The sequence below is a fragment of the Bacillus halotolerans genome (assembly GCF_004006435.1).
GTDB classification, from domain to species: Bacteria; Bacillota; Bacilli; order Bacillales; family Bacillaceae; genus Bacillus; species Bacillus halotolerans.
This window is the reverse complement of the sequence record NZ_CP029364.1, coordinates 244,559-259,090: the sequence shown is the minus strand read 5'-3', so window position 1 is coordinate 259,090 and position 14,532 is coordinate 244,559. Positions and strand designations below refer to the sequence as shown.

Below are 14,532 nucleotides of genomic sequence, written 5' to 3'. Positions count from 1 at the left end.
CATGTTAAAATAGAAATAATAGAAGGTACCTCATTGCCTGAGGTACCTTCACTTATGATGTTTTTAGGGGGGATACTGTCTTAATGGAACAGTTATCAGTAAACAGAAGGCAGTTTCAAATTCTTCTGCAGCAGATTAATATGACAGATGATACCTTCATGACATACTTTGAAGATGGCGAGATTAAAAAGCTGACGATACACAAAGTATCTAAATCTTGGCATTTTCATTTTAAATTTAAATCTTTGCTGCCTTATCAAATATATGACATGTTAACCATGAGGCTGACGCAATCGTTTGCCCATATTGCAAAAGTGACGTCTTCAATCGAAGTGCATGATGCCGAGGTTGATGAAGGCCTCGTGCAGGATTACTGGACACGCTGCATTGAAGAGCTGCAAGGCATTTCACCGCCGATTATCAGTCTCTTAAGCCAGCAAAAACCAAAGCTGAAGGGCAACAAACTGATTGTCAAAACAAAAACGGATACAGAAGCATCTGCTCTTAAGAACAAATACAGTGCGATGATTCAAGCGGGATACCGTCAATTTGGGTTTCCAGATTTTCAGCTTGATGCTGAAATATTTGTATCTGATCAAGAAGTGCAAAAGTTTCGGGAACAAAAGCTAGCTGAAGATCAAGAACGGGCGATGCAGGCTTTAATTGAAATGGAGAAGAAAGATAAAGAAAGTGATGAAGATCAAGCTCCTTCAGGGCCTCTTGTTATCGGCTATCAAATTAAAGATAACGAGGAAATCAGAACACTTGACAGCATAATGGACGAGGAACGGAGAATTACGGTTCAGGGCTATGTGTTTGATGTGGAAACCAGAGAACTGAAAAGCGGGCGCACGCTGTGCATCTTCAAAATTACTGACTACACAAATAGTATCTTAATTAAAATGTTTGCAAGAGAAAAAGAAGATGCGGCCTTGATGAAGTCTCTGAAAAAGGGCATGTGGGTAAAAGCGCGCGGAAGCATTCAAAACGACACCTTTGTCCGAGATCTGGTCATGATTGCAAACGATGTAAATGAGATAAAAGCAAAAAACCGTGAAGACACGGCGCCTGAAGGAGAAAAAAGGGTAGAATTGCATCTGCATTCCCCAATGAGCCAAATGGATGCTGTAACAGGCATCGGAAAGCTTGTTGAACAGGCGAAAAAATGGGGGCATGAGGCGATCGCTTTGACTGACCATGCTGTCGTTCAATCCTTCCCAGATGCGTATTCTGCTGCCCAAAAACATGGAATTAAAATGATTTACGGAATGGAAGCAAATATCGTGGATGACGGGGTGCCGATTGCTTATAATCCCGCACACCGTTTGCTTGATGAAGAAACATATGTCGTTTTTGACGTCGAAACAACCGGACTTTCCGCTGTGTATGATACGATTATTGAACTGGCGGCTGTAAAAGTGAAAGGCGGGGAGATCATTGATAAGTTTGAGTCATTTGCCAACCCGCATCGTCCGCTTTCGGCGACAATCATTGAACTGACAGGCATCACTGATGATATGCTGGTCGACGCGCCGGATGTAATAGACGTGATAAGAGATTTCAGAGAATGGATTGGCGATGATATTCTCGTCGCCCATAATGCAAGCTTCGATATGGGATTTTTAAACGTTGCTTTCAAAAAGCTTCTCCAAGTTGAAAAAGCAAAAAATCCTGTCATTGATACACTGGAGCTCGGCCGTTTTCTTTATCCGGAATTTAAGAATCACCGGCTGAACACGCTGTGTAAAAAGTTTAACATTGAACTTACACAGCACCACCGCGCGATCTACGATACCGAGGCAACCGCTTATTTGCTTTTGAAAATGCTGGAGGATGCTGCTGAAAAGGGCATTCAGTATCATGACCAGCTGAATGAAAATATGGGTCAGTCCAACGCTTATCAAAGGTCAAGACCGTATCATGCAACAGTGCTGGCGGTGAACAGCACAGGCTTGAAAAACTTATTTAAGCTCGTTTCACTTTCCCATATTCATTATTTTTACAGAGTGCCGCGTATTCCAAGATCTCAGCTTGAGAAATACAGGGAAGGCCTTCTGATCGGTTCAGCTTGCGACAGAGGAGAGGTTTTTGAAGGCATGATGCAAAAGTCGCCGGAAGAGGTGGAGGATGTTGCGTCATTCTACGATTATCTCGAGGTTCAACCGCCTGAGGTGTACCGCCACTTGCTTGAGCTAGAACTGGTTCGCGATGAAAAATCGCTGAAAGAAATCATTACGAATATCACCAAACTCGGTGAAAAGCTTAATAAACCTGTTGTCGCAACAGGAAATGTTCATTATTTGAATGATGAGGACAAAATTTACAGAAAGATTTTAGTATCCTCTCAGGGCGGCGCGAATCCGCTGAACAGACACGAACTCCCGAAAGTGCATTTCAGAACGACAGATGAAATGCTTGAAGCCTTTTCCTTCTTAGGAGAAGAAAAAGCGAAGGAAATCGTTGTCACCAACACACAAAAGGTTGCGTCTTTAATTGAAGACATCAAGCCGATTAAAGATGATTTATATACGCCGAAAATCGAAGGCGCTGATGAAGAGATCAGGGAAATGAGCTATCAGCGTGCACGAAGCATTTACGGAGAGCAGCTCCCTGAAATCGTTGAAGCGCGTATTGAAAAAGAACTGAAAAGTATCATCGGCCACGGCTTTGCTGTTATTTATTTGATCTCTCATAAACTCGTAAAGAGATCTCTCGATGACGGGTATCTGGTAGGGTCACGGGGATCGGTAGGTTCTTCATTAGTTGCGACACTTACTGAGATCACAGAGGTGAACCCGCTGCCACCGCACTATATATGTGCTGAATGCCAGCATTCTGAGTTCTTTAATGACGGATCTGTCGGTTCAGGTTTTGACCTGCCTGACAAAATGTGTCCTCATTGCGGAACGCCTTTGAAAAAAGACGGGCACGATATTCCGTTTGAAACGTTCTTGGGATTTAAAGGGGATAAAGTACCTGATATCGATTTGAACTTCTCAGGGGAATATCAGCCGCAGGCCCACAATTATACAAAAGTATTGTTCGGAGAAGACAACGTATATCGTGCGGGAACGATCGGCACGGTTGCAGAAAAAACAGCCTACGGTTACGTAAAAGGCTATGCCGGCGACAATAATCTCCATATGCGCGGCGCCGAAATCGACCGGCTTGTGCAAGGCTGTACAGGTGTAAAACGGACGACCGGACAGCACCCTGGCGGTATTATCGTAGTTCCGGATTATATGGATATTTATGATTTCTCTCCGATTCAGTTTCCGGCAGATGCGACAGGTTCTGAATGGAAAACGACTCATTTTGACTTCCATTCCATTCATGACAACCTGCTGAAGCTTGATATTCTGGGGCACGATGACCCGACGGTAATCCGTATGCTTCAAGATTTAAGCGGAATTGATCCGAAAACGATTCCGACAGATGACCCTGAAGTAATGAAAATCTTCCAAGGAACCGAATCACTCGGTGTCACACAGGAACAGATTGGATGTAAAACGGGCACTCTGGGAATTCCTGAATTCGGAACCCGCTTTGTCCGGCAAATGCTTGAAGACACAAAGCCGACAACGTTTTCTGAGCTCGTTCAGATTTCAGGGCTGTCTCACGGAACAGATGTATGGCTCGGCAATGCGCAAGAGCTCATTCACAATAATATTTGTGAGCTGAGTGAGGTGATCGGCTGCCGTGATGACATTATGGTTTATTTAATCTATCAAGGGCTCGAGCCGTCACTGGCGTTTAAAATTATGGAATTTGTCCGTAAAGGAAAAGGTTTAACGCCTGAATGGGAAGAAGAAATGAAAAATAACAATGTCCCAGACTGGTATATCGATTCCTGCAAAAAGATTAAATACATGTTCCCGAAAGCCCACGCCGCGGCTTATGTATTAATGGCGGTCCGTATAGCTTACTTTAAAGTGCATCACGCGCTTCTGTATTATGCGGCTTATTTTACGGTTCGTGCAGACGACTTTGATATTGATACAATGATCAAAGGCTCCACAGCAATCAAAGCCGTAATGGAGGATATCAACTCCAAAGGGCTTGATGCGTCGCCGAAGGAAAAAAACCTTCTCACAGTATTAGAATTAGCGCTGGAAATGTGTGAAAGAGGCTATTCATTCCAAAAAGTCGATTTATACCGCTCCAGCGCAACGGAATTTATTATTGACGGCAACAGCCTGATCCCGCCGTTTAATTCTATTCCTGGATTAGGTACGAACGCCGCTCTAAATATTGTAAAGGCCCGTGAAGAAGGAGAATTTCTCTCAAAAGAAGATTTGCAAAAGAGAGGGAAAGTATCAAAAACGATTTTAGAGTATTTAGATCGTCACGGCTGTTTGGAGTCATTGCCGGATCAAAACCAATTATCGCTGTTTTAGCATATAAAAGCCGAATTTCTTAAGAAATTCGGCTTTTATGCATACATGAGCGGCAAAAGTGCAATCGTATGAGTAGAGCCCCTGTGATCAGCTTAACAGCGTAAAGGTAACGTATATCCATTTGCAATAAAAATATGGTTATGGTATAGTTTTATTGGAAATGCTAACGATTACCGAGGCAAAGAGTGGGGAAACCCGCTCTTTTGTATTGAACAAGACAATTTTGTCTCGACATGTTCATCGTTTACTTTAAAGCCCCTGCTCTTTTGAAGCAGGGTTTTTATGCAGAGTGACGAGACGAATATGATATCGACAGCACAAGGAGGAAGAACATGAGCAAAAAAGTGACTGACACCGTTCAAGAAATGGCTCAGCCAATCGTAGACAGCCTTCAGCTCGAACTCGTTGACATTGAATTTGTCAAAGAGGGTCAAAGCTGGTTCCTTCGCGTGTTTATTGATTCCGATGACGGTGTGGATATTGAGGAATGTGCCAAAGTAAGCGAAGCTCTAAGCGAGAAGCTTGATGAGGCAGACCCAATCAGCCAAAATTACTTTCTTGAGGTTTCATCCCCGGGAGCTGAGCGTCCATTAAAGAAAAAAGCCGATTTCGAAAAATCACTTGGGAAAAATGTATACATTAAGACCTATGAGCCGATTGACGGCGTAAAAGTGTTTGAAGGACAGCTGGCTGAATTCGATGGACAAACAGTGACAGTTGAGATGACAATCAAAACAAGAAAGAAACGGATCGATATTCCGTATGAAAAAATAGCTAACGCAAGATTAGCTGTAACATTCTAATGAATACAAGTTTTAAGGGGGGAGACCGTTAACATGAGCAGTGAATTATTAGATGCTCTCACCATTCTTGAAAAAGAAAAAGGCATCAGCAAAGAAATTATCATTGAAGCAATCGAAGCTGCTTTAATTTCTGCTTATAAGCGAAATTTTAATCAGGCGCAGAATGTACGGGTGGATTTGAACCGTGAAACAGGTACAATCCGTGTATTCGCAAGAAAAGATGTCGTTGATGAGGTATACGATCAAAGACTGGAGATCTCAATCGAAGAGGCGCAAAGCATCCACCCGGAATATATGGTAGGCGATGTTGTAGAGATTGAAGTAACGCCTAAGGATTTCGGACGCATTGCGGCCCAAACAGCGAAGCAGGTCGTGACACAGCGTGTGCGCGAAGCTGAACGCGGTGTGATCTATTCTGAGTTTATTGACCGTGAAGAAGACATCATGACTGGTATCGTCCAGCGCCTGGACAATAAATTTATCTATGTGTCTTTGGGCAAAATTGAAGCCTTGCTGCCGGTTAATGAACAAATGCCGAATGAAAGCTATAAGCCTCATGACCGCATTAAGGTGTATATCACAAAAGTAGAAAAAACGACGAAAGGCCCGCAGATTTATGTGTCAAGAACACACCCAGGCCTCTTGAAGCGTTTATTTGAAATCGAAGTGCCGGAAATTTATGATGGAACTGTAGAGCTGAAATCTGTTGCCAGAGAAGCAGGCGACCGTTCGAAAATTTCTGTTCGCACTGATGATCCTGATGTGGATCCGGTGGGCTCTTGCGTCGGTCCTAAAGGCCAGCGTGTACAGGCGATTGTCAATGAATTAAAAGGTGAAAAAATTGACATTGTCAACTGGTCGAATGATCCTGTAGAATTTGTCGCGAATGCGCTCAGCCCTTCGAAAGTGCTGGATGTCATCGTGAATGAAGAAGAAAAAGCGACAACTGTTATTGTTCCTGATTACCAGCTGTCTCTGGCGATTGGCAAAAGAGGGCAAAACGCACGCTTAGCTGCTAAATTGACAGGCTGGAAGATTGATATTAAGAGCGAAACAGACGCAAGAGAGCTTGGAATCTATCCGAGAGAACTTGAAGAAGACGACGAAGAGCCGCTCTTTACGGAGCCTGAAATTGCTGAATCGGATGAATAAGAGGTGACCTTAGGTGAATAAACACAAAAAGATCCCGTTACGCAAGTGTGTAGTGACTGGAGAAATGAAGCCTAAAAAGGAACTAATCCGAGTTGTACGTTCAAAAGAAGGCGAAATCTCAGTAGATCCGACCGGGAAAAAGAACGGGCGGGGTGCTTATTTAACGCTGGATAAAGAGTGCATCTTAGCAGCAAAAAAGAAAAACACTTTGCAAAATCAATTTCAATCACAAATCGATGACCAGATTTTCGAAGAATTGCTGGAACTGGCGGAAAAGGTGAAAAAATAAAATGTCTGGAATGGAATGGTTTCCCTTGCTGGGTCTGGCCAATCGAGCTCGTAAGGTCGTGTCAGGCGAGGACTTGGTTATTAAAGAAATCAGGAATGCGCGTGCGAAGCTTGTCCTGCTTACAGAGGATGCATCATCTAACACAGCAAAGAAAGTAACCGACAAGTGCAATTATTATAAAGTTCCTTATAAAAAAGTCGCGGATCGCGCGATTCTTGGACACTCTATCGGTAAAGAATCCCGTGTCGTTGTCGCCGTCACTGACCAAGGTTTTGCGAATAAGCTGATCAGCTTGCTCGATTAATATTTTTGGGGGTGAACGAATGGCTAAAATGAGAGTATACGAATATGCAAAAGCGTTAAATGTTTCAAGTAAGGAAATTTTGACCGCACTGAAGAACATGGATTTAGAAGTGAATAATCATATGGCCATGCTTGAAGAAAAGGCCATTAAACAGCTTGATGCCAAATTTAAAAAAGGCGGCGCAGCCGTTAAATCTCAAAAGCCTGCGGAAACGAACAAAAACAAACAGCCGCAAGGGGTAAATCAGCAGTCTGCTGGAAATCAACCAAATAAAATTCGAGACGGAAAGAAGAATGACGTGCAGAATAATCAATTTAACAAAAACAAGAAGAATAACAACAACAAAAAAAATAAACGCAACAATAACAACAACAGAAACCAACATCAGCAAAAGCCTGTGAAGCCGAAAAAAGAGCTTCCTGAAAAAATTACGTTCTCAGGCACTTTAACAGTCGGCGCACTGGCCGAAGAGCTTGGCAAAGAGCCTTCTGAACTCATCAAAAAACTGATGCTTCTTGGTGTTATGGCAACCATTAACCAAGAGCTCGATAAAGACACAATCGAACTGATTGCATCAGAATACGGTGTTGAAACTGAAGAAGTTATTGTCCTTGAAGAAACTGAATTAGAGAAATACGAAGAGCCTGACAAAGAAGAGGATCTTGAAATTCGTCCTCCTGTCGTTACAATCATGGGTCACGTTGACCATGGGAAAACAACGCTTCTTGACAGCATCCGTAAAACAAAGGTTGTTGAAGGAGAAGCTGGCGGAATCACTCAGCATATCGGAGCCTACCAAATCGAAGAAAACGGCAAGAAAATCACTTTCTTGGATACCCCGGGTCACGCCGCATTTACAACAATGCGTGCACGCGGTGCGGAAGTAACCGATATTACGATCCTGGTTGTAGCTGCGGATGACGGTGTAATGCCGCAAACAGTAGAGGCGATCAACCACGCGAAAGCGGCAGAAGTACCGATCATCGTTGCTGTGAATAAAGTTGATAAAGAAGCTGCAAACCCTGACCGTGTGATGCAAGAACTGACAGAATACGGACTTGTGCCTGAAGCTTGGGGCGGAGAAACGATTTTTGTTCCGCTTTCCGCTTTAACTGGAAAAGGCATTGATGAACTCGTTGAAATGATCTTGCTTGTCAGTGAGGTAGAGGAACTGAAAGCGAACCCGAACCGCCAGGCAAAAGGAACTGTTATTGAAGCGGAACTTGATAAAGGCAGAGGGTCAGTTGCGACATTGCTCGTACAGACTGGAACACTGCATGTCGGTGATCCGATTGTAGTCGGCAATACATTTGGCCGTGTCCGTGCAATGGTCAATGACATTGGTCGCCGTGTGAAAACAGCGGGACCGTCTACTCCGGTTGAAATTACCGGTCTAAATGACGTGCCTCAAGCGGGAGATCAATTCCTTGTCTTTAAAGATGAAAAAACAGCTCGTTCTGTTGGAGAAGCCCGTGCTTCCAAACAGCTTGAAGAGCAGCGCAGCGATAAAGCAAAGCTGAGTCTTGACGACTTATTCGAGCAAATTAAACAAGGTGATGTAAAAGACATCAACCTCATCGTAAAAGCTGACGTTCAAGGATCTGCCGAAGCTTTAACAGCCGCACTTCAAAAAATTGAAGTTGAAGGCGTTAAAGTGAAAATCATCCACACAGGCGTTGGTGCAATCACAGAATCTGACATTATTTTAGCATCTGCTTCCAATGCAATTGTTATCGGGTTTAATGTGAGACCGGACGGTAATGCTAAGAGTACGGCTGAAGCTGAAAACGTAGATATTCGTCTTCACCGTATTATTTACAAAGTAATCGACGAGATTGAAGCAGCTATGAAAGGTATGCTTGATCCTGAATATGAAGAAAAAGTAATTGGTCAAGTAGAAGTGCGCCAAACATTTAAAGTATCTAAAATCGGTACGATTGCCGGAGGATATGTTACTGAAGGAACGATTACGCGCGACAGCGGCCTCCGTTTAATTCGTGACGGCGTCGTAATCTTCGAAGGTGAAGTGGACGTTCTGAAACGCTTTAAAGACGATGTGAAAGAAGTTTCACAAGGCTACGAATGTGGTATAACGATTAAGAAATACAATGACATTCGTGAAGGTGACATCCTTGAAGCGTATGTCATGCAAGAAATTGAAAGAACGTGATCGGATTTGCGGAATGTGAATGCATCATTTATGATGCAGGATCGTTAAAAGAAAAGCGCGCCGTTCTGAAGCGGATCTTAACCAGGGTTCAAAATAAGTTCAATGTTTCGATTTCGGAGATTGGCTATCAGGACACATGGCAAAGAACCAGCTTTGGAATTGCCGCTGTTTCTTCCTCTCGCGTTCAGACAGAAAAAGAGTTGCAGCGTGTTCTTGCGTTTATCGACTCTTTTCCTGAAATTGAACGGACGATCACTAGAACAGAGTGGTTTTAACTTAGAGGTGATTGAATTGAGTATGAGAGCAAACCGTGTCGGCGAGCAAATGAAAAAAGAACTCGGTGATATTATCAGCCGAAAGCTGAAGGATCCGAGAATTGGTTTTCTGACAGTAACGGATGTACGTGTATCAGGTGATTTACAAATTGCAAAGGTGTATATTTCCGTTCTCGGAGACGAGAAAAAACGGGAGGAAGCACTGAAAGGGCTTGCTAAGGCGAAAGGGTTTATTCGCTCTGAAATCGGCAGCCGCATCAGACTTCGTAAAACGCCTGAAATTGAATTTGAGTTCGATGAATCAATTGATTACGGAAATCGAATCGAAACATTGATTCACCAATTGAATTCAGAGAACCCGTCTGAATAACAAATGAAGAGGATAGGCGTTCGTCGTCTGTCCTCTTTTCTGCGTTTTGAAGAAAATCCTCACAACAGAAGGAGTGAAAGGCATATGGTTAACGGAGTTCTCCTTTTACATAAACCGGTCGGCATGACATCACATGATTGTGTCATGAAGATCCGGAAGCTGCTAAAAACAAAAAAAGTCGGACATACGGGAACGCTTGATCCTGAGGTATCAGGTGTGCTTCCGATTTGTGTGGGCCGGGCTACAAAAATTGTCGAATATTTAACTGAGAAGTCTAAAACATATGATGCTGAAATTACGCTTGGTGTTTCAACGACGACAGAGGATCAAACCGGAGAAACCGTTGAAACAAAGCCAGTAGATCAAGCTGTTGATGAAGCAGAAGTAGAAAAGGTTTTAAACAGTTTAAAGGGACAACAAGAACAGATTCCCCCGATGTATTCCGCAGTAAAGGTAAACGGCAAAAAATTATATGAATATGCAAGAGCGGGACTTGAAGTAGAACGGCCAAAACGTCTTATTACCATTGAAGATATTGTGCTCACTACAGGGGTTAAACATAATGGAGAGACAGCGAGTTTCCGGTTTACAGTAACATGTTCAAAAGGAACCTATGTGCGGACACTGGCGGTTATGATTGGCGAAAAGCTCGGATATCCGGCTCATATGTCTCATTTGATCCGTACGGCATCCGGTGACTTTTCTCTTGATGAATGCTTTACGTTTGAAGAGCTGGAAGCTCAAGCCGAGTCCGGAACTGTAGCAGACCATACAGTCTCTATTGAACGTGCGCTCAATCATTTGCCGAAATGGATCATAAGTGATACATTAGCTAAGAAAGTAGAAAATGGGGCCTTGCTTGAAACACCAGAACAATTCTCGGATCTGACAAGTGACGACCGTCTCGCAGTCTATACGGAATCCGGAAGCTGTCTGGCGATTTATTTCCCTCATCCTACAAAACACGGGCTGTTAAAGCCGGCAAAAGTATTGATGCAAAAAAGCGAACAATAGAAAAAAGGTGACCGTTCTGTGAAGACGATACATATTACACATCCGCATCATTTAATAAAAGAGGAGCAGCCAAAGTCTGTGATGGCGTTAGGTTATTTTGACGGCGTTCATTTAGGGCATCAAAAGGTAATCGGCACAGCTAAACAGACAGCTGAAGAAAAGAATCTGACATTAGCTGTGATGACCTTTCACCCCCATCCTTCCCATGTGCTGGGCAGGGATCAGGAACCAAAGGATCTGATTACCCCTCTTGAAGATAAAATCAGCCAAATTGAACAATTAGGCACGGAGATACTGTATGTCGTTAAATTCAATGAAGTGTTTGCTTCTCTGACTCCTAAGCAGTTTGTTGATCAGTATATTTTAGGCCTTAATGTGCAGCATGCAGTGGCAGGCTTTGATTTTACGTACGGAAAATACGGCAAAGGAACAATGGAAACGATGCCGGTTGATTTAGATGGAAAAGCTGATTGCACAATGGTGGAAAAATTGACGGAGCAGGATAAAAAAATCAGCTCCAGCTATATTCGGACTGCACTTCAAAACGGAGACGTTGAACTGGCCAATGTCTTGCTTGGACAGCCCTACTTTATTAAAGGAATTGTCATTCACGGAGATAAAAGAGGGCGGACAATCGGGTTTCCGACGGCCAATATCGGCTTGAATAACAGCTATATTGTCCCGCCGACCGGTGTATATGCCGTCAAGGCGGAAATAAACGGCGAGATTTACAACGGCGTTTGCAATATCGGCTATAAGCCGACGTTTTATGAAAAACGACCGGAACAGCCTTCAATTGAGGTCAATTTATTTAATTTTGATCAAGAAGTATACGGAGCCGCTATAAAAATTGAATGGTATAAACGAATTCGGAGCGAGCGCAAGTTCAACGGCATTCAAGAATTAACAGAGCAAATTGAGAAAGATAAGCAGCAAGCGATCCGTTATTTCAGCAATTTGCGGAAATAACATGCAGCGCACACAAATTTTATTCTAAAATATTTGCATATAGGCTCGATTTTTAGTATGATAGTTTTCGTAGTCTTAAAACCTTTGCTTGGCAATCCGAAGTCACCGACGGTTGCTAGGTAACTGGGGCTAAATATTATTTGGAGGTGAAACAGGATGGCAATTACTCAAGAGCGTAAAAACCAACTCATCAGCGAGTTTAAAACACACGAATCTGATACTGGATCTCCAGAAGTTCAGATCGCTATCCTAACTGATTCAATTAACAACTTGAACGAGCATTTACGTACTCACAAGAAAGACCACCATTCACGTCGCGGTCTTCTTAAAATGGTAGGTAAGCGTCGTAATCTTCTTACGTATCTGCGTAATAAAGACGTAACTCGTTACCGTGAGTTAATTAACAAACTAGGCTTACGTCGATAATCGTAAAAAGCGGGAGGATTCCCGCTTTTTTATCGTATAAAAGCGAAAAATTTTTATAATCAATCATTGAAATCCTTTTACATACTACTTTGACATTGATATGTTCAATCCATTTCGTTCATAATAGGAGTAATTGATTATTTCACACAACGAAGAGAGGAGTTCGTAATCGTATGGGACAAGAAAAACATGTCTTTACCATAGATTGGGCCGGAAGAACGCTTACTGTTGAAACCGGCCAGCTTGCCAAACAGGCAAATGGTGCTGTTATGGTTCGCTACGGCGATACAGCAGTACTCAGTACAGCAACCGCTTCAAAAGAACCGAAACCGCTTGATTTCTTCCCGCTTACTGTAAACTACGAGGAAAGATTGTATGCGGTAGGTAAAATACCTGGCGGGTTTATTAAAAGAGAAGGACGTCCAAGTGAAAAAGCTGTTTTGGCGAGCCGTTTAATCGACCGTCCGATCCGGCCTTTATTCGCCGATGGATTCCGTAATGAAGTTCAAGTCATCAGCATCGTCATGAGTGTTGATCAAGACTGCTCTTCAGAAATGGCTGCTATGTTCGGTTCATCGCTTGCACTTTCTGTATCAGACATCCCGTTTGAAGGACCGATTGCAGGGGTAACTGTCGGACGCATTGATAATCAATTTGTTATTAACCCGACGGTTGATCAGCTTGAGAAAAGTGATATCAATCTTGTCGTTGCCGGAACTAAAGATGCAATTAACATGGTGGAAGCAGGGGCAGACGAAGTTCCTGAGGAAACGATGCTAGAAGCGATTATGTTCGGCCATGATGAGATTAAACGCCTGATTGCATTCCAAGAAGAAATTGTTGCAGCTGTCGGCAAAGAAAAATCAGAAATTAAGCTTTATGAAATTGATGAAGAGCTGAGTGAAAAAGTAAAGGCTTTAGCAGAGCAAGATCTGCTGAAAGCAATCCAGGTTCATGAAAAGCATGCCCGCGAAGATGCCATTAATGAAGTAAAAAACACAGTTGTGGCAAAATACGAGGATGATGAGCATGACGAGGAAACAATCAAACAAGTCAAACAGATTTTGTCCAAGCTTGTCAAAAATGAAGTGCGCCGCCTTATTACTGAAGAGAAAGTAAGACCTGACGGCCGCGGAGTCGATCAAATCCGCCCGCTTTCTTCTGAGGTTGGCCTCTTGCCGAGAACACACGGTTCCGGATTGTTCACAAGAGGACAGACCCAGGCTCTCAGCGTTTGTACGTTAGGTGCTCTCGGAGATGTGCAAATCCTTGATGGTTTAGGTGTCGAAGAATCGAAACGGTTTATGCATCATTACAACTTCCCGCAATTCAGCGTCGGGGAAACTGGACCGATGCGCGGACCGGGACGCCGTGAAATCGGACATGGAGCTCTTGGTGAGCGTGCGCTTGAGCCTGTTATTCCATCTGAAAAAGATTTCCCTTATACTGTCCGTCTTGTATCTGAAGTGCTTGAATCAAACGGTTCTACTTCTCAGGCAAGTATCTGTGCAAGCACACTTGCGATGATGGATGCCGGTGTACCGATTAAAGCACCAGTCGCAGGTATTGCAATGGGACTTGTCAAATCAGGCGAACATTATACTGTTCTGACTGATATTCAAGGCATGGAAGATGCGCTTGGAGACATGGACTTTAAAGTTGCCGGAACTGCAAAGGGCGTAACGGCGCTGCAAATGGACATTAAAATTGAAGGCCTCTCCAGAGAGATTCTTGAAGAAGCGCTTCAGCAGGCGAAAAAAGGAAGAATGGAAATCCTCAACAGTATGCTTGCTACATTAAGCGAATCAAGAAAAGAGCTTTCTCAATATGCGCCTAAGATTTTAACAATGGCTATTAATCCTGATAAAATCCGCGATGTCATCGGACCTAGCGGAAAACAAATCAATAAAATCATCGAAGAGACCGGTGTTAAAATTGATATCGAGCAGGATGGCACAATCTTTATTTCGTCGACAGTTGAAAGCAGCAACCAAAAAGCGAAGAAAATCATCGAAGACCTCGTCAGAGAGGTTGAAGTCGGCCAGCTTTACTTAGGTAAAGTGAAACGAATTGAAAAGTTCGGCGCTTTCGTTGAAATTTTCAGCGGAAAAGACGGTTTGGTGCACATTTCAGAGCTTGCGCTTGAGCGCGTAGGAAAAGTTGAAGATGTTGTCAAAATCGGAGACGAGATTCTTGTGAAGGTTACTGAAATCGATAAGCAAGGACGGGTCAACTTGTCTCGTAAAGCTGTGCTCCGTGAAGAGAAAGAAAAAGAAGAACAAAAATCTTAAATGAAAACATAAAAGGAGCCTGGGAGACCCGGCTTCTTTATTTTGACGCTTTAAAAAGCAAGCGGGTTCTAC

At 43.2% G+C, this 14,532-nt stretch carries 12 protein-coding genes; all 12 read left to right on the top strand.

Annotated features, from left to right (window positions below):
* Positions 1–83: 83 nt before the first annotated feature.
* Positions 84–4,397 (top strand): PolC-type DNA polymerase III, encoded by a 4,314-nt coding sequence (locus DIC78_RS01070; protein ID WP_127695217.1) that lies wholly within the window; start codon positions 84–86, stop codon positions 4,395–4,397.
* A 332-nt stretch (positions 4,398–4,729) separates the two neighbouring features.
* Complete coding sequence (gene rimP / locus DIC78_RS01065) at positions 4,730–5,200, top strand: ribosome maturation factor RimP (protein WP_024121427.1); 471 nt, start codon at positions 4,730–4,732, stop codon at positions 5,198–5,200.
* A 33-nt stretch (positions 5,201–5,233) separates the two neighbouring features.
* On the top strand, positions 5,234–6,352 hold the full coding sequence (gene nusA / locus DIC78_RS01060) for a transcription termination factor NusA (protein ID WP_095713844.1): 1,119 nt from the start codon (positions 5,234–5,236) through the stop codon (positions 6,350–6,352).
* A 13-nt stretch (positions 6,353–6,365) separates the two neighbouring features.
* Positions 6,366–6,641 carry an RNase P modulator RnpM gene (gene rulR / locus DIC78_RS01055; protein WP_010334283.1) on the top strand — a complete coding sequence of 92 codons (276 nt, stop codon included), beginning with the start codon at positions 6,366–6,368 and terminating at the stop codon, positions 6,639–6,641.
* Between the two features lies 1 nt (position 6,642).
* Positions 6,643–6,945, top strand: a complete 303-nt coding sequence (locus tag DIC78_RS01050; RefSeq protein ID WP_101863326.1) for a YlxQ family RNA-binding protein — start codon at positions 6,643–6,645, stop codon at positions 6,943–6,945.
* A gap of 19 nt (positions 6,946–6,964) precedes the next feature.
* Entirely contained in the window at positions 6,965–9,115 is a 2,151-nt protein-coding gene (infB, locus tag DIC78_RS01045) for a translation initiation factor IF-2 (protein WP_024121430.1), read from the top strand.
* Positions 9,112–9,390 (top strand): DUF503 domain-containing protein, encoded by a 279-nt coding sequence (locus DIC78_RS01040; RefSeq protein WP_003220950.1) that lies wholly within the window; start codon positions 9,112–9,114, stop codon positions 9,388–9,390. Before infB ends, DIC78_RS01040 begins: the two co-directional genes overlap by 4 nt.
* A 16-nt stretch (positions 9,391–9,406) precedes the next feature.
* The gene (gene rbfA / locus DIC78_RS01035) at positions 9,407–9,760 is read left to right on the top strand and encodes a 30S ribosome-binding factor RbfA (RefSeq protein WP_010334286.1); all 354 of its coding nucleotides are present in this window, start codon (positions 9,407–9,409) and stop codon (positions 9,758–9,760) included.
* 84 nt (positions 9,761–9,844) lie between these two features.
* Positions 9,845–10,774 (top strand): tRNA pseudouridine(55) synthase TruB, encoded by a 930-nt coding sequence (gene truB, locus DIC78_RS01030; RefSeq protein WP_059335786.1) that lies wholly within the window; start codon positions 9,845–9,847, stop codon positions 10,772–10,774.
* An 18-nt stretch (positions 10,775–10,792) separates the two neighbouring features.
* The gene (ribF, locus tag DIC78_RS01025) at positions 10,793–11,743 is read left to right on the top strand and encodes a bifunctional riboflavin kinase/FAD synthetase (protein ID WP_106020724.1); all 951 of its coding nucleotides are present in this window, start codon (positions 10,793–10,795) and stop codon (positions 11,741–11,743) included.
* Between the two features lie 156 nt (positions 11,744–11,899).
* Entirely contained in the window at positions 11,900–12,169 is a 270-nt protein-coding gene (gene rpsO / locus DIC78_RS01020; RefSeq protein WP_003154182.1) for a 30S ribosomal protein S15, read from the top strand.
* Positions 12,170–12,342: 173 nt separating this feature from the next.
* On the top strand, positions 12,343–14,460 hold the full coding sequence (gene pnp / locus DIC78_RS01015) for a polyribonucleotide nucleotidyltransferase (protein ID WP_127695215.1): 2,118 nt from the start codon (positions 12,343–12,345) through the stop codon (positions 14,458–14,460).
* The last annotated feature ends 72 nt before the right edge of the window (positions 14,461–14,532 follow it).

Excerpts from the sequence above, each read along its gene's own strand:
- DIC78_RS01070 (WP_127695217.1), top strand. The coding sequence starts at position 84 with ATGGAACAGTTATCAGTAAACAGAAGGCAGTTTCAAATTCTTCTGCAG.
- rimP (WP_024121427.1), top strand. The coding sequence starts at position 4,730 with ATGAGCAAAAAAGTGACTGACACCGTTCAAGAAATGGCTCAGCCAATC.
- nusA (WP_095713844.1), top strand. The coding sequence starts at position 5,234 with ATGAGCAGTGAATTATTAGATGCTCTCACCATTCTTGAAAAAGAAAAA.
- DIC78_RS01050 (WP_101863326.1), top strand. The coding sequence starts at position 6,643 with ATGTCTGGAATGGAATGGTTTCCCTTGCTGGGTCTGGCCAATCGAGCT.
- infB (WP_024121430.1), top strand. The coding sequence starts at position 6,965 with ATGGCTAAAATGAGAGTATACGAATATGCAAAAGCGTTAAATGTTTCA.
- truB (WP_059335786.1), top strand. The coding sequence starts at position 9,845 with ATGGTTAACGGAGTTCTCCTTTTACATAAACCGGTCGGCATGACATCA.
- rpsO (WP_003154182.1), top strand. The coding sequence starts at position 11,900 with ATGGCAATTACTCAAGAGCGTAAAAACCAACTCATCAGCGAGTTTAAA.
- pnp (WP_127695215.1), top strand. The coding sequence starts at position 12,343 with ATGGGACAAGAAAAACATGTCTTTACCATAGATTGGGCCGGAAGAACG.